Below are 26,321 nucleotides of genomic sequence, written 5' to 3'. Positions count from 1 at the left end.
AAACAGGACAAAGCTGGTGAGCGAAGACAGCAAACGGGACCGCCGCATCAAGCTTCCGCTGACAAGCATTGTCGGCGTCGGGTTCGGTGCGTTTGTCGCGATTGCCATCGGTCTGGTGCTGGCGCTTTCCGTCAGCGCGAATTTCAGAAACACGTTTTCCCTGCTCAATGACAAAATGATCTTGAGCACGGAGGCGCTGGAAACCCAGTTGCGCACCCATTTCACGTCTGTCCAAAAGGCGGTTGTCGGCCTGAAACCCTATTTCGAGGGCGGCAAGGTCGGCTTTGACGATCCGGAGCGGACCCTTCAGGACCTGTCCATTGCCCTGCAATCCAACGCGGATCTCACAACCCTTGTGATGACGTCACCGGATGGCCGGCGGCTCGGGATCTACCGGGCGCCGTCTGGAAAATTATGGCGGATTGAAACCGATACGCCGCCGCCGGGCATGGATGTGCGCGATCTTCCAGAGCTGACACCGGACAGTCCGCCGACCTGGGGTGCGCTGGTGAAGCACAGCGTCGGCCTCTTTGCCAATGTTTCCGTGCCGCTGGTAGAAGACGGCAAAATGGCGGGCATTCTGACTGCCGCCAGCTCCATGAAAGACATTGCCGAGCTGGTCAAGGCCCAGGATGATGGCAGCGACAATACCATCTTCATTCTGGATGGGGACAGCCGGGTGATCATGCATTCCGACGCCAACCACCTTCAGACCGGCGGCAACATCAAGAACAATCTTCCCGGCCAGTGGAGCCGTGTGGGAGACCCGGTTCTGGCGGCCATGGCGGATGAGGAGCCTTTGGAGGAATTTCAAAAGGCTGCGGACCTGGGCATCAATGTTTTTTCGGTCGAGACGGAAGACAAGGACTTCATCATCATGAAGACCCGGCTCGAAGGCTTCAGCGACCAGCCCTGGACAATTGGCCAGTACTTCCTGAGCGCCACTGTCTCGCGGGAGGTGCGCCGGCTGGCCGGGTCCATGTTTGTCGGCTTCGGGGCGCTTGTGGTGTCGGTTCTGATCGCGTTCTGGCTGGGCCGCCGGGTGGCACGGCCGCTGCGCAATCTCGCGGTTCAGTCCCGGCGCGTGGGCAGCCTCTCCCTCAACGAGGTTCAGCGTATGCCGCGCAGCCGGGTTGCGGAGATTGATCAAGTCTCGCTAGCCTTCAATTCCATGGTCGAAGGGCTCAAGGCCATGAACCCTTATGTGCCCCGGTCCCTGTTCACCAAGCTGATGCAGCTCGGCGGTGCCCAGGCCGCCGAAGCCCGGCAGGCGGAGCTGACGGTCCTGTTCACCGATATTGTCGGTTTCACGGCTCTTTCGGAACATTTGAGCGCAGCGGACACCGCGCGGCTCCTCAATAGCCATTTCGCGATCCTGGTCGAGGCCGTGGAGCGGGAAGGCGGCACGGTCGACAAGTTTCTGGGCGATGGGATGCTGGCCTTCTGGGGCGCGCCGGACGCACGTCCCGACCATGCGGAAGCTGCCGTGCGCACGGCGCGCAGAATTGCGCAGACATTGCACGCTTCCAACAAGAAGGCGGCGGAAGAGGGCCGGCCGGAAATGTCCATGCGCATCGGCATTCACACGGGCGAAGCGGTTGTCGGAAATGTGGGGGCGCTGGACCGGTGGAACTATACGGTTGTCGGCGACACGGTGAACGCGGCCGAGCGGCTTCAGACCCTCGGGCGGGAAGCGGAGGGAACGCCGGAGATGACGATCCTTGCCAGTGCGGACACGGTGGCCAAACTCCCGGGCGACGTCAGCAAGCGGGCCGTTGGGGCTCATCATTTGCGTGGGCGCAGTGGCCTTATGGAGGTCTATTGGATCGATCCGCAGCTCCAGGTCTCGCTGGAGGTGCCCGAACAGGACAGCGCTGCGCAGACGAGCCGTCCAGTGTCGGCGGCAGAATAGCCCCGCGCAAAATCAATTACTTGGCGGAAGAAGGTGCAAGATTCTGAAAAAATAGGGGGAATCTGACTGCCGTAATTCAGGTCACTGCGCAGCAACACAGAATTCCTCATTGCTATCCAAAGGCAAATTTGGTTGTCTTTCTGTCGCAAAAAGGGCTTAGTAAGCCTTTTTGCAGACAATCCTGGCCGGGGAAGGAATAACGCGGTGAATGTTCTCTCGATCGAGGGATTAACGGTAGAGTTTAATACGGCCGAAGGGTGTATCCGGGCAGTTGACGACGTTTCCTTTGCCGTTCCCGAAAACTGCACAGTGGCATTGGTCGGGGAATCCGGGTCCGGCAAGACAGTTATTTCCCAGACCATCATGGGCCTGCTTCCCCAGGCCGCCGAGATTACCGCCGGCAAGGTTCTGCTGGCAGACCCGAGCGGGGCCGAGCCGCCGGTCGACATTGCCGCGCTTGAGCGCAAGGGGCCGCAGATGCGGCATCTGCGCGGCAACCGGGTTGCGATCATCTTCCAGGAACCGATGACCTCTCTGTCGCCGCTGCACACAATTGGCGACCAGATCGGTGAGGCCGCCCTGCTGCACCGGAATGTCTCCGGAGCCGAGGCCCGTGAGCTCACAAGGGACATGCTGCACCTCGTTCAGTTTCCTGATCCGGACCGGGCGCTGGACAATTATCCGTTTGAACTGTCCGGCGGTCTGCGCCAGCGGGCCATGATTGCCATGGCGATGATCTGCCGTCCGGCGCTTTTGATTGCCGACGAGCCGACGACTGCGCTGGATGTGACGATCCAGGCGGAAATCCTGAAACTCATCCGGGAGGTTCAGGCCGAACTGCGCATGTCCGTGCTGATGATCACCCATGATTTCGGCGTGGTCGCCAACATGGCCGACGAGATCGCGGTCATCTATCACGGCCGGATCATGGAAAAGGGCACGGCCCAGCAACTCTTTTCCAATCCGCAGCACGATTATCTGAAAGCGCTCTTGAACGCGGTTCCAAGTTTCCACATGGACAAGAGCGAACGTCTGGTGCCGATCCGGCCCATTGAGCTGAAGTCGGAGGATCTGACACGCAACCGGCCCAAATGCGATGTGACGCCTGGCGAGCCTCTGGTGGAAATGCGCAATGTCACCAAGTGCTTTTCCCTGCGCAAAGGCTCGCTTTTCAGCTCCAAGGCCAAAACCATGACGGCTCTGGATTCCATCAGCTTCACCATCCGGCGCGGAGAATGCCTGGGGTTGGTGGGGGAATCCGGCTCGGGCAAGACCACTGCGGCCAAAGCCATTTTGCGCGCGCTCACCCTGGAAGGCGGCGAGGTTCTTTACAACCGCGGCCAGGGTTTGGAAGACATAGCAGGCCTCAGCGGGGAAGACCTGATGGACTACCGGCGCCGGGTTCAGCTGATCTTTCAGGACCCGTTCTCCTCGCTGAACCCGCGCATGACCATCAATGACACGCTCATGGAACCTTTTGAGGTTCACGGCATCGGCACGCCGCAGGAGCGGGCGGAGCGGGTGCGCAATCTCATGAACCTTGTGGGGCTCGACCCCAGGTTTCTGCGCCGCTACCCCCATTCCTTCTCCGGCGGCCAGCGCCAGCGCATCGGCATTGCGCGGGCGCTTGCACTCAATCCGGAATTCATCTTGTGCGATGAGCCGACCTCCGCCCTGGACGTATCGGTACAGGCGCAAATCCTGAACCTGTTGCAGGATCTCAAACGGGACCTGAACCTGACCTATCTTTTTGTCAGCCACAATCTTGCGGTGGTCGACTATGTGGCGGACCGGATCGCGGTGATGTGCCGGGGACGCCTGGTGGAACTGGGCGAAACCCGCACGGTGGTCGGCAATCCGCAGCATCCTTACACCAAAGCGCTGCTGTCGGCCGTTCCCGAGCCGGACTTGTCCGCACCGCTTGATTTTGCTGCGCTGGACGCCAACCGCGCGTCCGAGCCGCAGCTTTGGCCGGAGCCGTTCAGGCTTGAAGACGGCACAGAACCGTCATTGGTCGAAATGGAACCAGAACATTTTGTCTGCGCACCCGGACTTAAGAATTCCGGGGCACTTGAGGGGACAGCAGCATGAATTTCAAACACCTGGCAAGGGCAGGGGTGTTCCTGACCGCCGCCATAATGGCAGGGCCCCTGGCCGCGCTTGAGTTTAAGGAAACTCCGGGGCTCGACCCGTCCCTACCACCGGTGGCAGAGCGTCTTCCCGCAGAACCGCTGGTGGTCGATCTGGAAGCCAAGGGCCGGACCGTGGGCACTCCGGGGGGCGCGCTTGACACCTTGATCGGCCGCTCCAAGGACGTGCGCCTGATCAACGTTTGGGGCTATGCCCGGCTGGTCGGCTATACGGAAGAGCTGGAGCTTGTGCCAGATCTCTTGAAGGAAGTGGAGGTCGAGGATGGCCGGATCTTCACCCTGCACACCCGCAAGGGCCACAAATGGTCCGACGGGCAGCCTTTCGGCGCCGAGGATCTCCGCTATTATTTTGAAGATGTGGTCAACAACAAGGACCTGACCCCGTCGGGCCTGCCGCCCTTTTTGATGGTGGATGGCAAGGGACCCAAGTTCGAGGTGTTGGACGAGACCACCGTGCGGTTCACCTGGGACGCGCCCAATCCGCTGTTTCTGCCGGAGCTCGCCAAGGCCCGTCCGCCCTTCATCTACCGTCCTGCCCACTATCTGAAGCAGTTTCACGAAAAATATGGCGATCCGGATTTCATTGCCAAGGAAGCCGCCAAGGTCAAGGTGCGCAGCTGGGCGCCGCTGCACAACAAAAAAGACGACATGTATAATGCGCGCAATGCCGATCTGCCGTCCCTGCAGCCCTGGGTGCGCAAGCGCGACGACAGCGAATTGCGCTTCATTCTGGAACGCAATCCCTTCTATCACCGGGTCGACAGCACGGGCCAGCAATTGCCCTATATCGACGAAGTCATCATGACCGTGGCCGACCGCAAGCTGATCCCGGCCAAGACCCAGGCGGGCGAGAGCAATCTTCAGGCCCGGAACCTGAGCTTTTCCGACATCACGGTCCTGAAAAAGGGCGAAAAGCGCAATGATTACACCACAGCGCTCTGGTCCAACTCCAAGGGCTCTGAAATTTCGATCCAGCCGAACCTGACCGTCAAGGATCCGGTGTGGCGCACATTGCTGCGCGATACGCGCTTCCGGCATGCCCTGTCACTGGGCATCGACCGGAAACTGATCAACCGGGTTCTGTTTTTCGGCCTTGCGACACCGGGCAATGACACGGTTCTGCCAGCCAGCCCGCTCTATAAACCCGAATACACCACCAAATGGGCCAAATACGATCCGGACAAGGCCAATGCCCTCTTGGATGACATCGGTCTGACACAGCGCAATGACGAAGGCATCCGTCTGATGCCGGACGGCCGGCCCCTGGAGATCATCGTGGAAACGGCGGGTGAAGCCCAGGTGCAGGAAGATGCGCTGGAGCTGGTGACCGAGATGTGGCGTGAACTGGGGGTGAAGCTGTTTGCCAAGCCGAGCCAGCGCGACAACATGCATAAGCGTGCCATTTCCGGCGATCTGGTGATGGCCGTCTGGTGGGGGTTTGAAAATGGCATTCCCACCTCCGAAATGCCGCCGGATGACTATGTCCCGGTGCATGGGGACCGGTGGTCCTGGCAAGCCTGGGGGGATTATTATGAAACCCACGGGGAAGGCGGTGAAAAGCCGGACTGGCCGCCGGCAGTCCGCCTGATGGAGCTTTACAAGGCCTGGCTGAACTCCAGGACGGCGGACGAACGGGCCAAGATCTGGGAAGAGATACTGGATATCCATGCGGAAGAAACCATCCATATCGGCCTTGTCTCCGGCGTGCGTCAACCCGTGGTCATCAAAGAGGTTGAAAACGTGCCGCTGGAAGGGATCTATGGCTGGGATCCGGGCGCCCATTTTGGCATTCACCGGATGGACGAGTTCTATATGGATGATGAGGACTGAAAGCTGCTCCGTCAGGTCCGGAACAGGATCTGACGGGCCGCCTGCAGGGAGACGGCATGCGCTTGCGGGCATGAACTCAATAGGGCTGCGGCATTGCAGCCAGGCTGGCGGGCGGGCCAGCCGTATCGGGCCTAAGGGGAGACCAGGTGCTCTATTACATTATACGCCGGATTTTCATGATGGTCCCCACCTTGCTGGTGATCAGTTTTCTGACTTTCTTGATCATTGAATTGCCCGCAGGCGATTATATTTCCAACCAGATTGCCGCGCTCAAATCCACTGGCGAGGAATCGTCTGTCGCCAAGCTGGAGTTTCTGCGCAAGGAATATTCGCTCGACCGGCCGTTCTTCGAGCGGTATCTGATCTGGATCGGCCTCTGGCCAGGAACGAACGGCCTTGACGGGCTGCTGCAGGGCAATTGGGGCTGGTCGTTTGAATTCGACAAACCGGTGGAGCAGGTGGTTGGGCCAACGCTGCCACTGACCATCGTGCTTAATTTCGCGACCATCCTGTTTGTCTATGTCGTGTCATTCCCGATCGGGATCTTTTCCGCAACCCGGCAATATTCCTGGGCGGATTACGGCTTCACCTTGCTGGGATATATCGGCCTGGCAACACCGAATTTCCTGCTGGCACTGATCCTTCTTTATCTGTTCAATCTGTGGTTCGGCCTGTCGGTCGGCGGGCTGATGGCGGCCGAATATATCGACCAGCCCTGGAGTGTGGACAAGGCCATGTCGGTCATGGCCCATCTGATCGTACCGACCATCGTGATCGGCACGTCGGGAACTGCCGCCATGATCCGCAGGTTGCGCGCCAATCTTCTGGACGAGCTGCACAAGCAATATGTGACCACCGGCCGGGCCAAGGGGCTGAAGGAAAACCAGCTTCTGGTCAAATATCCGCTGCGCATGGCGATCAACCCGTTCATTGCCGATATTGGAAACTTGATCCCCTCCATGGTGTCAGGCTCCGTGATCGTCTCCGTGGTGATGAGCCTGCCAACCGTTGGCCCGGTCCTGCTGTCAGCCTTGCAGTCCCAGGATCAGTTCCTGTCCGGCTTCATTCTGCTCTTTGTGGCGGTTTTGACATTGATCGGCATGTTGATTTCCGATCTGTTGCTGGCGGTGCTGGATCCGCGCATCCGTCTGGGCGGAGGGGCTGCGTCATGAGCAGGGATGTGAAAGACGGCGCGCCGGTGCGCGAGGTGGAGCATTACGTTGATCCGACACCGTTCAATCCGGCGGTGACGGAAGACATGACGGCGGAGCAGGAACGGTTCTACCAGGCCTCCCAGTGGCGAATCATGTGGTGGAAGTTCAAGCGCCATAAGGTCGCCGTCTGGTCCGGTGTGATCCTGATCCTGTTTTATCTGTGCGTGCCCTTTGCGGAGGTCATCGCGCCCTACAGCCCGAACTCCCGGGACGCCGATCACCTGTTTGCGCCGCCCCAGTCGGTCCACCTCTTCCACGAGGGCTCATTTGTCGGGCCGTTCGTTTATGGCATGTCCTCCGCGATCGACATGGAAACCCTGCAATGGGTCTTCACGGAAGATCCGGACGACGTTCAGCCCATCCGGTTTTTTTGCCGGGGCGCGAAATATAAGTTCTGGGGCCTTTTTGACGCCGAATTCCATCTGTTCTGCCCTGCGGAAGGCGGCACCCTGTTTCTTGTCGGCACAGACCGGCTGGGCCGGGACCAGTTTTCCGGGCTGGTCTATGGCGCGCGCCTGTCCCTCACCGTGGGCCTGATCGGGGTTACCATCTCGATCGTGCTCGGATTGTTTTTCGGCGGGATTGCCGGCTATTTCGGCGGGGTGCTTGACAGTGTGATCCAGCGCATGATCGAGATCATCCGCTCTCTGCCGGAGCTGCCCCTGTGGATGGCCCTGTCTGCGGCCCTGCCGGTCACCTGGAGCCCAGTCTGGATTTATCTCGGCCTCACGGTCATTCTCGGGCTTCTGGATTGGCCGGGTCTTGCCCGTGCGGTGCGCTCCAAGCTGCTCTCCTTGCGCGAGGAGGAATATGCCAAGGCGGCGGTGCTGATGGGAGCCAAACCGAAACGTGTGATCACGCGGCACTTGCTCCCTGGCTTCACCAGCCACATCATTGCCTCCGCCACCTTGTCGATCCCGGCCATGATCCTGGGGGAAACCGCGCTGTCTTATCTCAATCTCGGTCTGCGCCGGCCGGCCATTTCCTGGGGGGTTCTGTTGAACGAGGCCCAGAATATTTCGGTCGTAACCGTTTATCCCTGGCTGATGGCCCCGGTGCTGCCCATCATCATTGTGGTTCTGGCGTTCAATTTCCTGGGCGATGGTTTGCGCGATGCGGCAGATCCCTATAAGTGAAGACCCGGAATTTGATTTGTCCGGCGGGCCGTTCCGGCCCGCCTTTGCCATCAGGAAACACCATGTCAAAAAACGCCACCACCGCCGCAGGCTGGGACGAGGAATATGAAGCCGGGCGCTGGGCCTTTCTGCGCTCGCTTCCCGAAAGCGGGCGCTATGGCATTATCGGCATGTGGCTGAGCCTGACCGGGGCCATGGACGAGGTACTGGATATCGGCTGTGGTGAAGGCCTGCTCTATGAGCGTTTGAAACCCATGGGGGTCAAACGCTATGTGGGCATGGATCTCTCTCCCGCCTCGCTGCAGATCGCAGACGTGGATCCGGCTATTGCCAGCCTGCGGGCGGGCGACATGCATGCTTTTGAACCGGAGGCAGGCGAAACCTTTTCCGCCATTGTCTTCAATGAGGTTCTGCATTTTGCCGACGATCCGGCCGCCGTGGTCAGCCGCTATGTGCCGTTCCTGAAAAAAGACGGTGTGATTGCCCTGTCCATGTATTCTCCGAAAAAACCTGAATCCGGTGCCAACAAGCTGATCAACAGCCTGTGGGCGGCAACCGATGATGCGGCCACATGGGAAGTTCTCGACGATTACCGTCTGGTCTCAGACAAAAAAGGCGTCACTTGGCGCATGCGTCTGGTGAAGCCTAAGGGATAGAGAGGACCAGGACATGGTTCGGTTGCTGGGCCTCCTCTTTGGCATCACAGTCTCCTTCCCGGTATGGGCTTGCCAGCCACCTCACATTCCCTCTGCAGACGTCAGCTATCAGAATGCAGAGCTTCTGTTTCGCGGGCGCATTTCAAAGATTGAATACATAGAACCGACCGGCAAATGAAAGAAAGCGGAAACCTCACCGGCTGAACTCTGCACTCACCCCGGCAAGACCACGATGGTCGACATGCCACCCTTGTTGCGCAGCGCATGGGTATCGGCAAGATCCGGATCGCTGATCCAGGCCTTGGCGGCATCCAGGGCCGGGAAGGACAGCAGCGCGGCGATGTCCGGGGCGGTGCCAGCCGCTTCCAGAACGGTCACATCCGGGGTGGCGGCCAGGATGCTGCCGCCATGCTTGGCAAGCGCCTCTGCGGCTTTTTCCCGATAGGCACCAAGGCTTTCCTTGTCGGAAATGGTGATCATGGCAAGGGCTTGAATGGGCATGAGGCAGGTCCTTTTCCTGAAGCGTTTCGACAAGCTGACGGTATCGTGAAGCTGGTCTGCGGAAAATTCGTCAATTCCCGAAAGTCATTGTGCAAAAATGCACAGAAGGAAAAAGGCTTGGGATCGCCATGGACAATTGGGATGATCTGAAATTTGTGCTCGCAATTGCCTCCGCAGGCACAGTGACCAAGGCGGCGCGCGGCTTGGGGGTGACTCACTCCACCGTGTCCCGCCGCCTGTCCGCGCTGGAAGAGCGCATGGCCACCCGCCTGTTTGAACGGCTGCCGGAGGGCTTCGTGCCAACCACCGCCGGAGAGGAGGCGGTTGCGGCGGCCCGGCGTATGGAAGCGGAGATTCTGGCGCTTGATACCCGTATCACCGCGCAGGATGCGGAGCTGGAAGGACCGCTGCGGGTGACGGCGGCCCAATTGCTCTTCCAGGTGCAACTGGCGGAAATCATGCGGCAATTTTCAGAGCGCCATCCGCGCATCGAACTGGAAATGGTCGCCGCCAATGAAAAGCTGAGCCTGCACCGCCGGGAAGCGGATATCGCCGTCAGGGTGACCGATACACCCGGAGACAGCCTGTTCGGCCGCCTCGCCACCGGCCAGCGGCGCGGCTACTATATGGCCCGCAGCTTCGCCCGCCAGCACCAGGGGCTTCTGGAGACCGGCCGGTCCCGGGACGCGCTGGCCTGCGTCACCTTCAAATGGTGGGGCAGGGGCGTGCCGAAAGAGATCCGGACCCGCTATCCGTCCGCGTTTATTCGGCTGGTGGCGGATGACATGATCGCGCTTCACGCTGCGGTGCGCACCGGAATGGGGATCGGCCGGCTGCCGTGCTTTTTAGGAGATCTTGATCCGGAGCTGATCCGTGTGCCGGGGATCGAGCTGTCCCGCTATCTCGACATCTGGGTCCTGACCCATCCGGATCTGAAAAATGTCGCCCGCATCCGCGCCTTTCTGCGCTTTGCTGCGGACGCCTTCAAAAAGAATGGTCAGCTCTATCTGGGGGGGTGAAGGCCAAACTTTGCATAAGGTTCTGAAAAGAAGCCATTTCGAGCGGGGCCCAAGAGCGCGTCGCGCTTCCTCGGATTTGCCTTTCGATGCCTGACACTGAAGTTCGTTACATTTACCGGCGCGCTCCGAACGAACTTCGAATTCGAGAAGGTGGCGAGCAAGTTTATGTTTCTAGTGTGGTTTTCGAATTTGAAATCCGATCCGGCGGTTCCTGCTAAGATGAGGCGTTTATCAAATTCACCAAACTAGATCCACCGGCGCACGTTTTGACAATAGTCCTCATAGGCCGCCCCGAAGATGCGCCGCAACTGATTTTCCTCCGGCTTGATCTGAAATTCGGTCAGATACCAGAGAAAGGCCGGGAAGAGGACCAGCGACAGGAGACTGCCGAAATAGAGGGAGACCCCGAGGAGCAGGCAGGCAAGGCCGAGATACATCGGGTTGCGGCTCAGCCTGTAAATTCCGTCGGTCACCAGGGCGCTGGTCTTGTCGGGGGCCATTGGATTGACGGTGGTTTTGCGCTGCCAGAAGGCCTTGAGGGCCAGAATGTCCAGCAGCAATCCCAAACAGACCAGAAGTCCGGCAAGGGGGATCTGTCCCGGAAACCGGACCGACAGATCCGGAAAGAGGGCGGAAACTACCCAGGTCAGGACGGCCGCAACTGCAAAGACCAATGGTGGCGGGACCTTCAGTTTCATGGGGCTTCGCCGCCACGGGGGGGATCTTTCAGCTCGATCGGCTGCCCATGCGGGGTGGCTTTTGCAGCCGCGCCCCAGGCCTCTTTCAGCTGGGCAAGCTGACCGGACCCGGCCACGCCCTTGGCGCTGAGCAGCGTTTCAAAGGCCGTCAGCCAGTGATCGTAATAGCCAAGTATGCCGCCGCTGCCATCTCCGTCCTTGGCCAGTTCCGCCCCAAGGGCTTCGGTCCATTCCGGCCATGTAAACAAGCCAGCCTCACGAGCTTTCAGCGTCATGGCGAACACCCGGGCTTCCCAGGGGGCGCTGAACACCGGCCCGCCGTCCTGGTCCAGCGGCAGGCGGGGCAAGGAGGCAAAGGGGTCAGGCAAGCTCAAGATAGGGCTCCCAAAGGTCCAGGCGCAAGGTGAGACGGGGATCGCTGTCCGGCCCCCAGACATCCGTTCCCTTGAAGGCAACGCCATAGAGCCAGGCTGGTTGTTCCCCCAGACCTTGCGCATTTGTATCGGGAAAGACGTGAACACCGTGCACGGCCTCGATCCGGCCGGACACATGGCGGGCATAGCGGGGCAGGCGGGTGTGGTGTTCCGGATGCATCTGTCTGGTGCGCACCGCATCCCCGACCCGGTAGCGGGCGGGCTGGCGCACGGGCCGGTCGGCGGGCGCTCCTTTTGACAGGGTCTCGGCAACCTCATCCGCTTTCAGGACCCGTTTCACAGGTTTGGGCGCGTCAAGGGAATGTCCGGCCGCCAGTTCTTCCTGAGTTACAAGCCCTGCCTGCACCAGCAGCTTTTCCAACCCGAGGGTCCAGATTTCATAGTAGCTGGAGGACAGATAAACGGCCGGCGGCAGGCTTTCCCGGGCAAAGCGCGACCGATCCAAAGACCAGGAGCCGGTGGCGCCCATGGCAAGCGTAAGGGCAAAGGCCCGCTCTTCCCAAATGGCATGAAAATTCGGCTCGTTGTCTTCCAGCTCGATCGGTCCGAAGCCCATCTGGCCACCAAGATCCTGGGCGCCGTTCATAGGGCTTTTCCTTCGGTCAGCACGCCCGGATCAAGCGCAAGCCCGGTGCCGATCATGCTGTTGCGCGTCACCAGCCTGGCCAGCTCCTTTTCGCTCCAGCCCCCGGTTCCCTCCGGTCGCCGGGGGATCACGAGATAGCGGACCTCTGCAGTGGAGTCCCACACCTTGATTTGGGTTGTTTCCGGCAAGGTCACGCCGAATTCGGCCAGAACACCGCGCGGATCGCGGACGGCCCGGGACCGGTAGGGGGCGGATTTGTACCAGACCGGCGGCAGGCCGAGCACGGTCCAAGGGTAACAGGAGCACAAGGTGCACACGACCATATTTTGGGTGGACGCCGTGTTCTCGACGGCGACCATGTGTTCGCCCTGGCGGCCGGTAAAGCCGAGATCGGCAATGGCCGCCGTGGCGTCCTGCAGCAGGTGGGCCCGGTAATTCGGGTCCGCCCAGGCGGCCGCCACCACCTTGGCCCCGTTCTTGGGACCGATCTTGGTTTCGTAGGTGTCGATCAGCTCGTCCAGCGCAGGCGGATCGATATAGCCCTTTTCCGTCAGAAGCGTTTCCAGGGCGCGCACGCGCAGGTCAATGTCGCTGAGTTCGGAATGGTCGTGGTCGTGGGACAAAGCGGCCTCCCGGCAAAGGCGTTATGCTGTTTTTTCAGATGATAATCGCTTGGCACAAAAAGAAGAAGCCATATGGTGGTTTTACGTATGTCTGGCAGCAGGTGGCCTTCCAGTGCCTTTATCTCGTTGGGGGAATCTCCGCCAAGGCGTTTGGGCCAGACGGGGTTCTTTGGCACAGTTGACGAAAACCAGCAGATCTTGGAGGCACAGGTGAAAATCGGTTTGGGCGGCGGCTGCCATTGGTGCACCGAAGCTGTGTTTCAGGCGCTGTCCGGCATTTCAAATGTGGAACAGGGCTTTATCCGCTCAGACCGGCCTGACAACAGCTGGTCGGAGGCGGTTCTGGTGACGTTCGATCCGGCTGCTCTGCCACTGGAACGCCTGATCGAGATCCATCTGCGCACCCATTCCAGCACGTCGGAGCACAAGATGCGCAGCAAATACCGGTCGGCCATCTATGTCTATGATGCTGGCACGGGCGTGAAGGTAAGCCGGATCCTGAGGACGCTTCAGCACGGGTTTGAGGCGCCGCTGGTGACGAAAATCCTGACGCTCTCTGCCTTTCGGGTGTCGGACGAACGCTTCCGCAATTATTATGCCTCCGGCCCGGAGCGCCCCTTCTGCAAGACCTATATCGACCCGAAACTGGCCCTGTTGCGGCAGCGCTATGCCAGCGCCCTGCGCGCAGCGGCGGAGGCTGCGGAATAGGGAACCATGAGCTGCCGCGCGGATTTGCTGGCATCCTTGCCGGTATTATCCCATGGGGAAAAGCTGCGAAACTTGGTGTAGTTTTCGAATTTGAAATACGCTCCGGCGGTGACTGCTAGAATGAGGCGTCTTTTAAATTCACCACACTAGAAGTCTTTCGCGGTGGTCAGGCGGCCTGTGCGAACAGCTCTTTCACGCCGGGCCAGTCTGCGCCCTCGTGATGGGCCGCGATGGCCAGAAAGTCTTCCAGAAACGCAAAACTGGCCTCGTCATGGGCAAGATGGTGGCTCAACAGGCCAAGCGGCTCTGAGCGCGTGTTACGGCGCCGGGTGAGCTGCAGGTCAAAACGTAGGCGGGCACTTTCCCAACCGATGAAACGCACCGGCTGTTTCCATTTCAAGATATCGACATGGCACTGAAGCTGATGCGCGCGCGGGAAATTGTGAAAGGTGAAGGTGGAGAGGCCCGGCAGGCCGATTTCCGGCAGGCGCCGTGAAATCTCCGGATCAATCCGGTTCCAGGGTGGCACCATGGCAGGCACGAAACGCGCGCCGAACAAGTGCTCCAGCCGGGCCTTGCCGTCCTGAAGCTGCGCCATCAGTTCATGCGGGTCGCGCCGGGAACCAAGTTCAGCAGCCTTTTCGCGCTTTGCCTTGATCTGGAAATTCTTGTGCTGCCAGCCATGTTGCAGCACGAGCGCATGGTCTTCGCCTGCCAGCCGCTCCGCCAGCGCCCCGGTGGCGTCCTTCGGGATGACGGCAAGGCCGATATCGACATGATGAGCGTTGGCAAGGGCCAGCAGCCGGTCCAGGGCAGGCGTTGGAGCGACGGCGTCATCGTCCCGCCACCAGAACCGGACCTTGCGGCCCCGCTCGGCGAACCAGTCGAGATGCTGAAGAAGCGCGTCTTTGAAGCGCTGGGAATTGGCGGATTTGGAAACAGGGGTCAAGGAACGCGGATCCGGATGGGTCAGGGGCAGGTGGCTGTGAACAGAAAATAGCCTATCGTGGCAAACAAATGGTCCTTTTTGCGCAGCTTTGCAATTTCGTTCTGCCAGTCTTTCAGCTCCGCTTCGGACACGAGCCCTGCCTGCAGCGCCTTTTCTCCAAGCCCCGAAAAATAGCCTGCGCCCAGATCCTGCGGGAAAATCAGGACCCGTGACGCGATGGCGATCTCCGTGAACCCGAGATCCTGCAAAGCCTCGTGCAGCGGCCCCGGCAACCAGGCCTGCTCCACCGCCCGGGACACTTCGTAATCCATGATCCGGCGCATGAGCGGGCGGTCGGCGGTGTTGATGGTGTTGGTGGAAAAATCCGGTTCGATCAAGGCAAGGCGCCCGCCCGGCTTCAGCACCCGCTGCATTTCCCTGAGGGCTGTTGTGAAGTCCTTCAGATAGATCAGCATCCGCTCAGCGCGGACACAGTCGAAGCTGTTGGCCTCAAACGGCAGATCGCAGGCATCACCCACTTGATAGCGGATATCCTGTCCGGCGCTTCTGGCCCGCTTTTGAGCCTCCTGAATGAAGTCCGGGCTGAGATCAATCCCCGTCAAGCGCCCGGACGGGCCGGTGAGTTCGGCCAGCCTCAGGGTCTCAAGGCCAAACCCGCAACCCACATCCAGAACCGCCTGGCCGTCCGCTATCCCGGTGCGCTGGCGGGCGAGGGCTTTCAACTCCTGCAGCTGTGTTATGCCGTCAAACGCCTCCAGTGCCGCAATATAGCCGGAGGTCTCGTGCACCTCGTTCATTGTCTTGAACTGACGCAAATCCATGGGACCCTGCCTTTCCAGAAGTGTTAAGACGCGAACCCTGCTGACCCGCCGTCCGCTCGGGCTTTCAGATCTTCTACCAGAATGTCAGCGCTTGTGGCCGCCCCGCCCAGCAAGACTTTGTGCCTCTTGCGGGGCAGATGCAGGGCATCGTCCACAGCGGCGGCCAGCTTTTCCGGTGTGAGGCCCGCCTCAGAGACCACGACGGCGCGGCCATGGCGGGCAAGGGCTTCGGCGCGCTGGCTCTGTTCGGTTTCATTGGCCTGGGCAAAGGGCACGAAGACGGCCGGAACACCGGCGCTCAAGATGTCCAGCACCGTGTTATATCCGGCCTGGCTGACCGACAGGCGGGCCCGTTTCAAAAGCGCCGGAAAATCCGGGCGGGCCCGCTCGACCCAAACCCCGTCTGGCGCGTTCCTTCGATAGAGTGCAAAGGCGTCTTCCGAAACGTCATGGCCAATCAGAAGACGCCATCTTGTATCCCCGGCGCGGCGCGACAGGGAGCGGGCTTCCAGCGCGGCGGATAACAGAGCCTCTGCCACCGCGCCGCCACCGCAGGACAGGATCACCTCATCCGTGCCATCCTTTCCCTCCGGGTGGGCTTGCCGGTCTGCATCGGCATAGCCGGTATAGCGCACAAGCGGCGCGACGCGGTCCGCAAAGGGAAAACTGTCGGCAAGCTGGATGAAATCTGGATCGGAATGAACCAGCACCCGGTCATAGAACCTCAGGGCCTGACCGGCCATCCATTCTTCTTTCCAGAGCTCCTTCTTGCGCACCAGAATGTCACGGATAGAGGTGGCAATCACCGGCGGGCGGGGTTTTGCCTTTGCCCGCTCCAAAAGCGGTGTCAGCTCGAAATCCAGCTGGCGGCGGCCAAAGGGATAGGTCTCTGTCAGCAGCAGATCGAAGTCCTCGGCTTCGAAGGCTTGAATCGATGCGTGAACACGTGCCTTTTTCCAAGCTTCGTCAATATCCTGGCCCTCAAGGGTGACAAGCCGCTTGAAACGTGCATCCGGGCTTTTGCACGGCGGGAGCGCAACCACCTGTAGCGTGCCCGTGTCAAGCGTGGGCGGGATTTTGTTGCCGCTGGCAAGTGTGACGGCGATCCCTTTTTGGGCAAGCGCCTTGCCGATGGCCGCTGCCCGGACCACATGGCCAGTGCCCAGAAGGTGCTGCACATGGATAAAGGCCTTGAATTGCATGGTGCTCACGCTCCTTGTGTGCCTGAGTTCGACGCTGCGGTGCGGTTGCGGCTGGCGCGCTGGAGCAGGGCCTCCAGCCGGGCCGCTCCGGCCGCCAGTGTGTGCCGGGCACCGATATGGGCGGCCGCCGCCCGGCCCATCGTCATGGCCATGTCCGGGTGGTCAAGAATACGGCGCAGATTGGCCGCGAAGGCCTCCACATCGCCTTCCGGTGACAACAGCCCCGTGTCCCCATGGCGCACAATATCGGGAACGCCGAATGTGGCGCCTGCCAGGACGGCCGTTCCCGCCGCCTGCGCCTCCAGAAAGACAAGACCGAACGCTTCCCGGATTGCTGGCCAGACCAGAAGATCATGGGCCGCGTACTGGGCTGGCAGATCCTCCGGCGGCAGGGCCCCTAAAAAAGTGATCCGATCTTGCGGAAAAAGGGACAGGATATGGTCCCGGCAAGGACCGTCACCGACAAGGGTCAGATGCCAGGGCCTGTCTGTGAGCATTTTGAGGGCGCTTGCCAGAACCTCATAGGAGCCGGTTTTGTCCCCCTCGCGCATCATGCCCACTGTGAGCAGCCTGAACGGCGTGTGCACTGACGAGCGGGCCGTCAGTCCTGCGGCCTGAAACGGGCTGGCGTCCAGAAAGGGCAGGACGACTTGAAGACGGTCTTCGGCCACGACCGGGCGCAGGCAGTCAAGATCGGCGCTGTGGATTGCTGCAACTGCATCCGCCCGCTTCAGGGCGGCGTCTGCGGCGGCGAACCCGGCCGCCCAGGAGCCGGTCTGACGTTTTGGCGCCCGGCTTGCCTCGACAATCGCGTAAGGAAGGCCGAACCGCTCGGCAAGTGCCGGGCCGATCCAGTCAGGCGCCTTGTGGTAGAGGTGATAGGTCAGAAACAGATCCGGCCGGTAGCCCTCCCGGGTCCAGTGATCGGCAATCCGCTCCGCTTCCGACAGGGCCTCCCGATGCAAAAGGCCGCTGTTTAGGTCCACGGGGTCCTTGCGCCAAGACCGGAACCGGCTGGCAATGCGCACCTCATGCCCGAGGCTTTCAAGGGCCCTGACGATCAGCCGTCCCATGGTCCTGTCTCCGGAGGGAACCGGATGGTCCAAAGGCTTCATTGGAGCGGTGAAGGCGATTTTCATAAGCGGTCCCTGAAGGGTGGCCAGACACGCTGTTTATATACGCTTTTCAGGCATGCGGTCCGGACAGTCTGTCCGGGAGGCGGTCCGTTCAGGCGGTCCGGGCGGGCGGTTTGGGCCGTGAGCGTCTCAGCACCTTACGAAACTTCTCCGCCAGCCGGTCAAGCCCCGGATCGGTCGAAAACGCGCTGCGCACCCGTTTTGCCGCTGCCAGACCCAGAAGATGGCGCTTTTGCGGATCCCTGATCAGCTTCGCAAGAGCGGCCGCCAGCTGCACCGGCGCGCCAGGCTCCACAAGGCATCCGGTTTCGTCATCCAGGATCAGTTCAGGGATTGCGGAAACTTTGGTGGACAGGCAGCACAGCCCCATGGATTGGGCTTCCATCAGCACGTTCGGCAGGCCGTCCCGGTCGCCCGTGCGGGCAAGTTTGGAGGGCAGGACGAAGAGATCTGCGTTCCGGCAGGCCGCGATCACCTCTTCTCGCGGCTGGGCGCCGCGCCAGGTAATTCTGTCGGACAGGCCGAGGCCGTTCGCCATGGCCTTGAGCGTTTCGGACAGCTCTCCGCCACCAATATGGGTAAAGTGCCAGGCAAGGTCTTCAGGCAGTTGGGCAAGGGCGGCCATAAGGTCGTCATATCCCTTTTTTTCCACCGCCCGGCCGACTGAGACCAGCTGCACCGGTGTGGTTTTGCCGTCACGGGGGGAGACGGTGCCGTCCGGCTCCGGAAAGCTGGAAAAATCCAGCCCATGATAAAGCAGCTCCACTTTGTCCGGATCGTCCGAAAGGCGTTTTAAGTGATCCACATTGACCTTGGTGCAGGTGACCCCCCAGGCCGCATCGGCGATCTTGGTCTTCAGGTCCCAGTCCGGGCTGGTCCAGATGTCTTTGGCATGGGCGGAAAAGGACCAGTTGCGCCCGGACAGGTGCGCTGCGTAGCGGGCCGCCGAACAGGGCGTGTGCAGGTAATGGGTGTAGATCCAGGTGATGTCTTCCGGCAGCTCATGGGCAAAGACGCAGCCCTGTGCCCAGCGCCGCTGCCGGTCTGCGTTTGGCTGCCGCCGGTAGTCGGCGTCAAACAGCGCTTTGGCCGCGCCATAGGTGGGTTGCTTTTGCGCCCATCGTTTAGCTGCCGCAACCCGGGCCGGATCGTCCTTCACATATTCGGGCAGGTAGAGAACCTCTGCCGAGATCTGCCGGTGCAGATCATGAATGTAAGGGTCATAGGGCTTGCGCAGGGCTACGATCAGGATGTCGATACCGCGTCTTTCCAGCCCCAGCATTTCCTGGGCGATAAAGGTTTCGGACAGGCGCGGATAACCTTTGACCACAACGGCGATACGGGACATGGACCGGGTCTTCTTGTCGTTCGGGAGGGGAGGTCAGAAATTGACCAGCTTGGCGTCAGTGTCTTTGGGCGCTGAACGCTCGAAAATGTCTCCCACCCGGTTGGAAATCACATCAAGCCCGTCGAGCAGATTGTCGACCCCGGCTGAGGAGGGAGAGGAGAGGGACGGAAGGTCGGAGAGGGCGGCGGACATGAGGTCTGAGTCGGGATAACGGTCGATCGGCAGTACCTTCAGCAGGCCGCTTCTTTCCGCCCGCTCGGCCCGGATCGCCTGTTCACGGCGCGGGATCACACGCGGCACCATCAGGGTCGGTTTGTCGAAGGACAGGATCTCGCAGAAAGTGTTGTAGCCGCCCATGCCGACAATGGCGGTGGCACTGGCCAGATAGGGCTCGATCTGGGGCGTGAACCGGATGATCTCCACATCGCGCAGATGTTCGGCCCGCTCGCTGAACTGGGCCGCTGCGGCAGCAGGCATGAATGGCCCCAGCACGATCAGGGCCGGAAACAGCGGACGCTGGCGGGTCTCGTAGGCGCGCATCACCCAGTCGACCATTTCCACCCCGTCGCCGCCGCCGCCGGGGGTCACGAGAATATAGGGCTCTTCACCAAAGGGAGAGGGGACGGGGTGATCCTGGGCGCGCTCCGGCAGGTCCCGCCGGAGATAGCCGGTATAGCGTAGCTTGGCCGTCACGCAGTCAGGAACGTCAACGCCTTCCAGCGGATCGCAAATGTCCTTTGGTCCGTAGACCCAGATCTCGTCATAAAGATCCTTGAGCGCGGGATAGACATTCTTGCGGTCCCATTCTTCGCGCAGGACATCCGGGTCATCCATGACATCGCGCAGACCAAGCACCAGCCGTGTATCTGTCTGCTTGAGCGCTTCCAGCGTTCCCAGCACTTCGCCGCGCAGGCCGAGCGGCTCCTTGTCCACGATAAAAATGTCAGGCTCGAATACTTTGGCTGTGTGCTCGATGATCGAGGAGCGGATGGCCAGGGTCTGGTCGATGTTGATGTGCAGCGAAAGCGGGGTGTATTCGCCGTTGCGCAGCTTGATCACGCCGGGAATGCGCACAAAATCAACGCGGGAGCGGAATTCGAAACTGCCGATGATCGGCGAGCCGGACAGGATCAGGACAGACAGGGTGTCGAAGTCGCCGACCAGGGCATGGGCAATGGCGCGGCAGCGCCGCAGATGGCCCAGCCCGAACGAGTCATGACTGTAGATCAGTATTTTCGGCGTCTTGGAACTCATACTGGACCTGAACAAAAACTTCCCCAATGAGCTTATGTCTCAATTGCCGGGCACTTGTCACGCCCTGATGTGTATGCAAACGAAGTCCATCCAACAAGTGCAGAAATGCCGTCGTGGCAAACCATCAACCGGGCTGGCACACTGGTGCCTGAGGGAGCTAGGATCGAAAAAGCCTATTTTGCTGAGGTATGTGTTGATGCCGGTTCTAAAAGGTCCGGGCGCTCTGCGGATGTCTGGGCCCCGTGCCGCCTTTGGTCCTGTGAGCGGGCGCCCGCATGCGCCGCGTCCGGCGGGGGCGGGCCTTTGACCCGGCAAACAAGGTCATGGTCATCGTCAACGGCCTTTGATACAAGCTGAAATCAATTGCAAAAGCACGTCTGTTTCGTGACGTTTGGATGAGTTTATGGAAAAAAGCCTGTTTCGCTTTATTTGGAAATACAGTGCCCGTCAGCAGATCTTCATTCTCATGGTCACGGTGCTCACCTATCCGGTGGTGTATTTCCTGCTCGAACTGCCAAAGCTGATCGTCAACGATGCCGTGCAGGGCGACAATTTTCCGCGCAGCATTCTGGGGGCCGATTTCGATCAGGTTCCCTATCTGGTGCTGTTGTGCTGCACGTTTCTCGGCCTTGTGGTCGTTTCCAACGGCCTGAAATTCTATCTCAATGTCTATAAGGGCCGTTTGGGTGAGCGCATGCTGCGCCGCTTGCGCTTTGAACTGTTCCAGCGGGTGCTCCGCTTCCGCCTGCCGCATTTCCGGAAAGTGAGCTCTGGCGAAATCATTCCAATGATCACCTCAGAAGTGGAGGATGTCGGCGGCTATATCGGCGAGGCGTTTGCGCTTCCGGCCTATCAGGGCGGCATGCTGGTTGTGCAGCTGGGCTTCATTTTCATGCAGGACCCGCTTCTGGGGCTGGCTGCAGTCAGCTCCTACCCGATCCAGGGTTATGTCATTCCTATGCTGCAAAAGCGGGTTGTGCTGCTGTCGCGCAAGCGGGTGAAGAATGTGCGCGTCATCGCGGACAAGGTGGGCGAGAGCATCACCGGGGTGGCTGAAATTCATGCCAATGACGCGGCGGCCTGGCATTCGGCGGATATTTCCGACCGGCTTTATGAGAATTTCAAGATCCGCTACGAGATCTTCAACCGGAAATTCCTTATCAAGTTCCTGAACAATTTCATGAACCAGCTGACGCCGTTCTTCTTCTATCTGATCGGCGGGTATCTGGTGATTGAGGGCAACTTGAGCATCGGCGCGCTGCTGGCGGTCATTGCAGCCTATAAGGATCTGGCCGGACCTTGGAAGCTGCTCCTGTCCTTCTATCAGATGACAGCGGATGTGAGCGTCAAGTACCAGACTGTGGTGGAGAATTTCGATCCGTCAGACATTCACGGCACGGAACGGCTGACCTCCGATGAAAGCGTCCGGCTGGATGGCGATGTGAGATTCGACCGGGTGAGCTTTTCCGGCGGCGCGGCAGGCCAGGAAGTCCTGGATGTGTCGCTTGAAGTCCCTGCCGGAACGGCCTGTGCGATTGCCGGGCCGGACGGTTCTGGCCGGTCCGAAGTGCTGCAATTGGCCGCCGGGCTGGTGTCGGCCTCTTCCGGCAAGGTTGAGATCGGCTCTCATGATCTGGACAAGCTCACTGACGCCACTTTGGGCCGGGAGATCGCCTATGTGGGGGGGGCAGTGCATGTGTGGACCGGCACCATCCAGGACAATCTGCTTTATGGCCTGCGGCACCGGCCGCTTGTGCCGCCCGAACGGGATGCGGAGGAGGAAAAACTCTACAAGCGCCGGGTCAGCGAGGCGAGCCTGACCAAGAACCCCATCTACGATATGGCCGCAGACTGGAACGACCTGTCTGCAGCCGGGGTGGACAGCGATGCGGAGCTTCAGGAAAAGGCCCTTGAACTGCTGGAAACAGTTGGTCTCGACAACGATATCTACCGGCTCGGGCTGCAATCCCGGCTTGACCCGTCGATGAATGATGAATTTGCGGAAAAGATCCTGTCTGTCCGCAAGACCCTGGCTGGCCGGATCGCCGAAACCCCGAAGCTTGCCGGTCTTGTGGAATTGTGGAGCCCGGACCGCTTCAATGCCAGCGCCAGCCTTGCGGAGAACCTGTTCTTTGCCGTGCCGTCCGATCCGGAGATCACCATGGATCAGGTGCCGGATCTGGAGGAGGTCAAAACCTTCCTGGCCGAGACCGGTTTTGACAAGAAGCTGCAGCAGGTGGGGCAGAAGATTGCCGAGACCATGCTGGAACTGTTTGCCAACGTCTCCGGTGACAGCGGTCTTCTGGGAACCTATTCCTTTATCAACCAGGATGAACTGCCGGAATTCGAGCGCATTGTTCGGATCGCGAAATCCGGTCAGCAGAAACCCGGTTTGACCGATGCGGACCGGTCCCGGCTCATGGGGCTGGCCTTCAAGCTGGTGCCCGCCCGGCACCGCCTCGGGGTCATGACCGACGAATTGCGGGACGAGATCATTGCGGCCCGCAAGCGGTTCCTGGACGGGGTCGTAGCCCCCAGTGACAGGTTCGTGACCTTCAACCCGGATGTTTATCTGCCGCCGCTGACCATTGAGGACAATCTTCTCTTCGGCCGGGCCCGCGTTGACCGCCGGGATGCCCGCCGCCGCATAGACGAGGTGATCCGCACCATCGTGGAAGAGACGGGCCTGCGCCGGCCGGTGATTCATGCCGGGTTCGGCTATCATGTCGGGGTGGCCGGATCGCGCCTGTCAGCCGGTCAAAGACGGCGGATTGCGCTTGTCCGCGGCCTTTTGAAAAACGCGAAAATCACCATATTGGATGACATTGCAACCGGCCTGACCGAAGACGACAAGGCGCTGCGCAATGCCCTGCGGCAGGTCCTGTCCGGGAAAACCTTCCTGTATGGAACTTCAAATGTAGAAATCGCCGCCGAATTCGACCGGCGCTACACCTTGGATCAGGGACGGATTTCAGAGAATGCGTAGATAAGTGCAAGTGTTCTTAAAAGGCGTAAGATCTTACGAACGCGATTGCATGCCAAGAGGGATATATGCCAGAAGAAGATGAGGCCGGGAGCAGAGTATGACGCTTGAAACTGAAGTCGAAGCCCTTCGAAAAGTTCCGTTGTTTCACGGGATCGACGAGACAAAGCTGCGCCTGCTTGCCTTTATCAGCGAGCGGACCGAGTACCGCCTGAATGAGCGCATGTGCTCCCAGGGGGAGGAGGGCGATTGTGCATTCATCATTCTGGCAGGGGCAGCCGATGTTCTGGTCGACACGCCCGAAGGCGAGAAGAAGGTCGCCCAGGTGGGGGAGAATTCCATCCTTGGGGAAATCGCCATCCTGTGCGACGTGCCCCGCACGGCGACCCTGGTCGCAGCCAGCGACATGGATGTGCTGACGGTCTCAAAAGACGACTTCTTGAAACTCTTGAAAGAATTTCCTGATATATCGCTAGAGGTTATGCGGACACTTGCGCTGCGCCTGGAGCGGACGACCCGGGATCTGGCTGACGCAAGACGTGAGAATGCCGGCGGTTAGGCCAAGGGAACGACCTGGAGACGTGGTTTGTGAGACATAAAACGGGATATGACGGGAAAGGAATCGCGCGGCGTGTCTGTGATATGCCGCCGGAGTGTTTCGGGCCGCTGCAGCGTCCCATGTCCCGTCGGGCGGCAGGCTCCGGCATGCAACGTCCCGCTGCCCGGGCCCGGTTTCTAGCCATGTCTTTGTCCCGGCCAGATCGATCCGGACCATACCGGCAGCATGGTCACATCGCCTTGGGAGACAACCGTGGCAGATGACTTCTTTCTCCGCTGCTGGGGTGCCAGAGGCTCCACACCCGCACCGGGGGCCAGTACGCTGCGCTATGGGGGGGAGACGGCCTGTTTCGAAATCCGGGCGGGAGACGCCCTTGTTCTGGTGGATTGCGGATCGGGCGCGCGCAATTTCGGCATGGAGCTGTGCAACGGCAAGACGCGCGAATTCGATCTGCTCTTTACCCACACCCATCTTGACCACATTTGCGGTCTGCCGTTTTTCAAGCCCGCCTATGACCCCAATTTCAAGGTAACCGCCTGGGCAGGCCATTTTCAGGACGGCACCCAGCTTATCGACATTGTCAGCCGGATCATGTCGCCGCCGATTTTTCCGGTCGCCGCCAAGACCCTGAAAGCGGTCGACTTCAAGCGGTTTTCGGCCGGAGACGACATTCCCCGCCAGGATGACCTGCGCATCCGGACGACGAAGCTGAATCATCCGGGCGGAGCGTGCGGGTACCGCTTCGATTTTCAAGGGAAGTCGATCTGCATCATCACCGACCATGAACATGGCGAGCCGGACATCGACGCAGCCTTGCCGGAATTCGTCAAGGGCGCGGACATCATGATCTATGATGCCATGTTCACCGACGAGGAATACCCAACCTTCAAGGGCTGGGGCCATTCGACCTGGCAAAAGGCGCTGCAGCTGGCCCGGGCCGGGCAGGTGAAAACCCCGGTTCTCTTCCACCACGATCCGCGCCGCTCGGACGACGAACTCGACGAGATCGGCCTTGCCGCCCAGAACGCCTATCCGGGCACCCTGATCGCCAGCGAAGGCATGATCCTGACGCCTTAAGGGCGGGCTAGAGCCTCGTGCGATAAGTCTGCACGATTTGACCGGATCTGCTTTGACGGCGGCATACGCGCCGCATCATACACAAAGAGGGTCCAATTCTCAGTGAAAATCAAAACCAACACTAAGTTTGAAATTCCTATACCTCTAAATGTAGCATTGGTACTTCGCGCATGTAAAAATTGCGGATGGCCGTAAATTGGTTGCGTTTCGCTGATACCAGCCAAATCGGAGATTACGACGCAAGCCTTGGTCCAACAAGTTCCGAATTGGTGAGGTATTTCCATGAAGCTCAAACTCCCAGATAGGTCAATGTTGGCCTCTTGCTTGTCGCTCGTAGCGGTAATTACATCTTTCTCAACATTCTCCGACGCTGCGGAAAGAGATTTGACATATTGGGTTTCAGAGCATTTTGAAGAAACGCCCAACATCTTTGAAAAACGTCCGTCGGATTTGGTTGAAAGCAACCCCACAGTTGTCGATCTCAGAGGTATCGATTGGCACTACGACGCGGATGGTGATGTTCGTTTGTGCTTTGACAACCGACCTCTTATGAAGACATTTGAAGGACCTAAAATCAAGAACCAAAAATGGAAACAACATTGCCGATACTACAATACCCGCTTGGACTATAAAAAAAATTCACCTGAAAGCATACTTAAAAAGCAAATTACCGAGGGAGTTCTTATTTACAGGAGTTTTGATGGAAAACCGACATGTAAAGCTACATTTACTATAGCTTCACTTTACTCAGTTTTGCAGTCTATTGGCGATGGTATGGACCTTAATGCCGATAACGACCTTCTTGTATACCCATATTTCAGGTCTCATCCTGACCCCTTCTATGGATACCCTTCAATAAAGAAGTATCTCGATCATCGAGATACTTTTAAGTTTATTGAGTATTCGTATGGAGGATACAAATCCTCGTTGAAATACTCAATTTCCTGTTTGTTACCTGCGTTTCAGACTTACTGGGCGGAAGTCCGCGATAAATGCGTTGAGGCTGTTGAAAACAATAATTTCAAAAACAATCAAGAAAAATACTTCCCGATCCTCAAATTCAAACAAGAAATTTTCAGAAAAGTCGCTCTGCAATGCGGCAGGAACAACTAAAGAAATTTTTTCAAGGTGGTAAAAAGATCGAAATCACTGAAGATAACATTTACCTGTAATCGTGGTATTTGTAATTTGCACATGTAAAATTTGCGGATTCCATAAATTGGTTGCGTTTCGCTGTTAGTAACGAAATCGGAGGTTGCGACCCAAACCTTGATCCAACAAGTTCCGTATTGGTGAGGTATTTCTATGATGCGAAAGCACTTAATTCAACAGAGATTGGCAATATTTGTAGCGACAGTTTTCATTTTTTCATTCAGCTCCACAACATCTAGAGCCGCCGAAAGCAACTTAAAGTATTGGGTGTCTGAGAATTATCTGGGCACCCGCAACAACCCGCTATTTTGAGGCGTCCCGACGGCTTTCAGCCATGAGGCCCGCGTTTTTGCCCCGGATCGGATTGATCCGG

23 protein-coding genes are annotated in these 26,321 nt (G+C 59.2%); 12 read left to right on the top strand and 11 right to left on the bottom strand.

Annotation, left to right across the window (positions count from 1 at the left end):
• The first annotated feature begins 16 nt into the window (after nt 1-16).
• From ACXAIC_RS17975 to ACXAIC_RS17950, 6 genes are all read left to right on the top strand, one after another.
• Nucleotides 17-1,912, top strand: coding sequence for an adenylate/guanylate cyclase domain-containing protein (locus ACXAIC_RS17975; protein WP_475183239.1), 1,896 nt, complete (start codon nt 17-19; stop codon nt 1,910-1,912).
• Between the two features lie 204 nt (nt 1,913-2,116).
• Nucleotides 2,117-4,003: an ABC transporter ATP-binding protein gene (locus tag ACXAIC_RS17970; protein WP_475183233.1), complete on the top strand. Its 1,887-nt coding sequence runs from the start codon at nt 2,117-2,119 to the stop codon at nt 4,001-4,003.
• A complete protein-coding gene (locus ACXAIC_RS17965; RefSeq protein WP_475183228.1) occupies nt 4,000-5,892 on the top strand; it encodes an ABC transporter substrate-binding protein in 1,893 nt (630 codons plus the stop codon). The genes ACXAIC_RS17970 and ACXAIC_RS17965 overlap by 4 nt, the downstream gene beginning before the upstream one ends.
• A 146-nt stretch (nt 5,893-6,038) precedes the next feature.
• The gene (locus ACXAIC_RS17960; protein WP_475183223.1) at nt 6,039-7,064 is read left to right on the top strand and encodes an ABC transporter permease; all 1,026 of its coding nucleotides are present in this window, start codon (nt 6,039-6,041) and stop codon (nt 7,062-7,064) included.
• The gene (locus ACXAIC_RS17955; protein ID WP_475183218.1) at nt 7,061-8,242 is read left to right on the top strand and encodes an ABC transporter permease; all 1,182 of its coding nucleotides are present in this window, start codon (nt 7,061-7,063) and stop codon (nt 8,240-8,242) included. Before ACXAIC_RS17960 ends, ACXAIC_RS17955 begins: the two co-directional genes overlap by 4 nt.
• Before the next feature lie 62 nt (nt 8,243-8,304).
• Nucleotides 8,305-8,898: a class I SAM-dependent methyltransferase gene (locus tag ACXAIC_RS17950; RefSeq protein ID WP_475183213.1), complete on the top strand. Its 594-nt coding sequence runs from the start codon at nt 8,305-8,307 to the stop codon at nt 8,896-8,898.
• 213 nt (nt 8,899-9,111) lie between these two features.
• On the opposite strand, the gene ACXAIC_RS17945 is transcribed toward ACXAIC_RS17950, so the two are convergent.
• Nucleotides 9,112-9,399, bottom strand: a complete 288-nt coding sequence (locus tag ACXAIC_RS17945) for a DUF1330 domain-containing protein (RefSeq protein ID WP_475183209.1) — start codon at nt 9,397-9,399, stop codon at nt 9,112-9,114.
• 128 nt (nt 9,400-9,527) lie between these two features.
• On the opposite strand from ACXAIC_RS17945, the gene ACXAIC_RS17940 reads away from it, so the two are divergent.
• Nucleotides 9,528-10,418, top strand: coding sequence for a LysR family transcriptional regulator (locus ACXAIC_RS17940; RefSeq protein ID WP_475183206.1), 891 nt, complete (start codon nt 9,528-9,530; stop codon nt 10,416-10,418).
• A 245-nt stretch (nt 10,419-10,663) separates the two neighbouring features.
• On the opposite strand, the gene ACXAIC_RS17935 is transcribed toward ACXAIC_RS17940, so the two are convergent.
• Genes ACXAIC_RS17935 through nthA form a run of 4 tightly spaced genes read right to left on the bottom strand, consistent with a single transcriptional unit; the run spans nt 10,664 to nt 12,759 of the window.
• Nucleotides 10,664-11,116 (bottom strand): methyltransferase family protein, encoded by a 453-nt coding sequence (locus ACXAIC_RS17935; protein WP_475183203.1) that lies wholly within the window; start codon nt 11,114-11,116, stop codon nt 10,664-10,666.
• Nucleotides 11,113-11,490: a nitrile hydratase accessory protein gene (locus ACXAIC_RS17930; RefSeq protein ID WP_475183197.1), complete on the bottom strand. Its 378-nt coding sequence runs from the start codon at nt 11,488-11,490 to the stop codon at nt 11,113-11,115. The genes ACXAIC_RS17935 and ACXAIC_RS17930 overlap by 4 nt, the downstream gene beginning before the upstream one ends.
• Nucleotides 11,477-12,136: a nitrile hydratase subunit beta gene (gene nthB / locus ACXAIC_RS17925; RefSeq protein WP_475183194.1), complete on the bottom strand. Its 660-nt coding sequence runs from the start codon at nt 12,134-12,136 to the stop codon at nt 11,477-11,479. The genes ACXAIC_RS17930 and nthB overlap by 14 nt, the downstream gene beginning before the upstream one ends.
• On the bottom strand, nt 12,133-12,759 hold the full coding sequence (gene nthA / locus ACXAIC_RS17920; RefSeq protein ID WP_475183191.1) for a nitrile hydratase subunit alpha: 627 nt from the start codon (nt 12,757-12,759) through the stop codon (nt 12,133-12,135). The genes nthB and nthA overlap by 4 nt, the downstream gene beginning before the upstream one ends.
• 210 nt (nt 12,760-12,969) lie before the next feature.
• Between nthA and ACXAIC_RS17915 the strand changes: the two genes are divergently transcribed.
• Nucleotides 12,970-13,467, top strand: coding sequence for a peptide-methionine (S)-S-oxide reductase (locus ACXAIC_RS17915; RefSeq protein WP_475183187.1), 498 nt, complete (start codon nt 12,970-12,972; stop codon nt 13,465-13,467).
• A gap of 166 nt (nt 13,468-13,633) precedes the next feature.
• On the opposite strand, the gene ACXAIC_RS17910 is transcribed toward ACXAIC_RS17915, so the two are convergent.
• From ACXAIC_RS17910 to ACXAIC_RS17885, 6 genes are all read right to left on the bottom strand, one after another.
• A complete protein-coding gene (locus tag ACXAIC_RS17910) occupies nt 13,634-14,416 on the bottom strand; it encodes a polysaccharide deacetylase family protein (protein ID WP_475183182.1) in 783 nt (260 codons plus the stop codon).
• A 20-nt stretch (nt 14,417-14,436) separates the two neighbouring features.
• A complete protein-coding gene (locus ACXAIC_RS17905; protein WP_475183178.1) occupies nt 14,437-15,237 on the bottom strand; it encodes a methyltransferase domain-containing protein in 801 nt (266 codons plus the stop codon).
• A gap of 23 nt (nt 15,238-15,260) precedes the next feature.
• Nucleotides 15,261-16,439 (bottom strand): glycosyltransferase family protein, encoded by a 1,179-nt coding sequence (locus ACXAIC_RS17900; protein ID WP_475183175.1) that lies wholly within the window; start codon nt 16,437-16,439, stop codon nt 15,261-15,263.
• A gap of 5 nt (nt 16,440-16,444) precedes the next feature.
• Complete coding sequence (locus ACXAIC_RS17895) at nt 16,445-17,578, bottom strand: glycosyltransferase family 4 protein (protein WP_475183172.1); 1,134 nt, start codon at nt 17,576-17,578, stop codon at nt 16,445-16,447.
• Between the two features lie 88 nt (nt 17,579-17,666).
• Nucleotides 17,667-18,923 carry a glycosyltransferase family 4 protein gene (locus ACXAIC_RS17890; protein WP_475183167.1) on the bottom strand — a complete coding sequence of 419 codons (1,257 nt, stop codon included), beginning with the start codon at nt 18,921-18,923 and terminating at the stop codon, nt 17,667-17,669.
• Between the two features lie 33 nt (nt 18,924-18,956).
• On the bottom strand, nt 18,957-20,177 hold the full coding sequence (locus ACXAIC_RS17885) for a glycosyltransferase family protein (protein WP_475183162.1): 1,221 nt from the start codon (nt 20,175-20,177) through the stop codon (nt 18,957-18,959).
• A 403-nt stretch (nt 20,178-20,580) separates the two neighbouring features.
• Here ACXAIC_RS17885 and ACXAIC_RS17880 point away from each other — a divergent pair, with 403 nt between their 5' ends.
• The 4 genes from ACXAIC_RS17880 (at nt 20,581) to ACXAIC_RS17865 (ending at nt 25,909) form a co-directional block, all read left to right on the top strand.
• Complete coding sequence (locus ACXAIC_RS17880; protein ID WP_475183157.1) at nt 20,581-23,163, top strand: ATP-binding cassette domain-containing protein; 2,583 nt, start codon at nt 20,581-20,583, stop codon at nt 23,161-23,163.
• Nucleotides 23,164-23,260: 97 nt separating this feature from the next.
• Nucleotides 23,261-23,719 (top strand): Crp/Fnr family transcriptional regulator, encoded by a 459-nt coding sequence (locus ACXAIC_RS17875; protein WP_475183152.1) that lies wholly within the window; start codon nt 23,261-23,263, stop codon nt 23,717-23,719.
• A gap of 252 nt (nt 23,720-23,971) precedes the next feature.
• Nucleotides 23,972-24,796, top strand: coding sequence for an MBL fold metallo-hydrolase (locus ACXAIC_RS17870; protein WP_475183149.1), 825 nt, complete (start codon nt 23,972-23,974; stop codon nt 24,794-24,796).
• A gap of 282 nt (nt 24,797-25,078) precedes the next feature.
• Nucleotides 25,079-25,909 carry a hypothetical protein gene (locus ACXAIC_RS17865; protein ID WP_475183146.1) on the top strand — a complete coding sequence of 277 codons (831 nt, stop codon included), beginning with the start codon at nt 25,079-25,081 and terminating at the stop codon, nt 25,907-25,909.
• The last annotated feature ends 412 nt before the right edge of the window (nt 25,910-26,321 follow it).

The organism is Roseibium sp. AWQ4_254 (assembly GCF_056161025.1).
This window is presented reverse-complemented; position numbering and strand designations above follow the sequence as displayed.

Coding starts and splice junctions, on each gene's coding strand:
- ACXAIC_RS17965 (WP_475183228.1), top strand. CDS start 4,000: ATGAATTTCAAACACCTGGCAAGGGCAGGGGTGTTCCTGACCGCCGCC.
- ACXAIC_RS17955 (WP_475183218.1), top strand. CDS start 7,061: ATGAGCAGGGATGTGAAAGACGGCGCGCCGGTGCGCGAGGTGGAGCAT.
- ACXAIC_RS17950 (WP_475183213.1), top strand. CDS start 8,305: ATGTCAAAAAACGCCACCACCGCCGCAGGCTGGGACGAGGAATATGAA.
- ACXAIC_RS17945 (WP_475183209.1), bottom strand. CDS start 9,399: ATGCCCATTCAAGCCCTTGCCATGATCACCATTTCCGACAAGGAAAGC.
- ACXAIC_RS17940 (WP_475183206.1), top strand. CDS start 9,528: ATGGACAATTGGGATGATCTGAAATTTGTGCTCGCAATTGCCTCCGCA.
- ACXAIC_RS17935 (WP_475183203.1), bottom strand. CDS start 11,116: ATGAAACTGAAGGTCCCGCCACCATTGGTCTTTGCAGTTGCGGCCGTC.
- nthB (WP_475183194.1), bottom strand. CDS start 12,136: ATGAACGGCGCCCAGGATCTTGGTGGCCAGATGGGCTTCGGACCGATC.
- ACXAIC_RS17905 (WP_475183178.1), bottom strand. CDS start 15,237: ATGGATTTGCGTCAGTTCAAGACAATGAACGAGGTGCACGAGACCTCC.
- ACXAIC_RS17900 (WP_475183175.1), bottom strand. CDS start 16,439: ATGCAATTCAAGGCCTTTATCCATGTGCAGCACCTTCTGGGCACTGGC.
- ACXAIC_RS17895 (WP_475183172.1), bottom strand. CDS start 17,578: ATGAAAATCGCCTTCACCGCTCCAATGAAGCCTTTGGACCATCCGGTT.
- ACXAIC_RS17890 (WP_475183167.1), bottom strand. CDS start 18,923: ATGTCCCGTATCGCCGTTGTGGTCAAAGGTTATCCGCGCCTGTCCGAA.
- ACXAIC_RS17885 (WP_475183162.1), bottom strand. CDS start 20,177: ATGAGTTCCAAGACGCCGAAAATACTGATCTACAGTCATGACTCGTTC.
- ACXAIC_RS17880 (WP_475183157.1), top strand. CDS start 20,581: ATGGAAAAAAGCCTGTTTCGCTTTATTTGGAAATACAGTGCCCGTCAG.
- ACXAIC_RS17875 (WP_475183152.1), top strand. CDS start 23,261: ATGACGCTTGAAACTGAAGTCGAAGCCCTTCGAAAAGTTCCGTTGTTT.
- ACXAIC_RS17865 (WP_475183146.1), top strand. CDS start 25,079: ATGAAGCTCAAACTCCCAGATAGGTCAATGTTGGCCTCTTGCTTGTCG.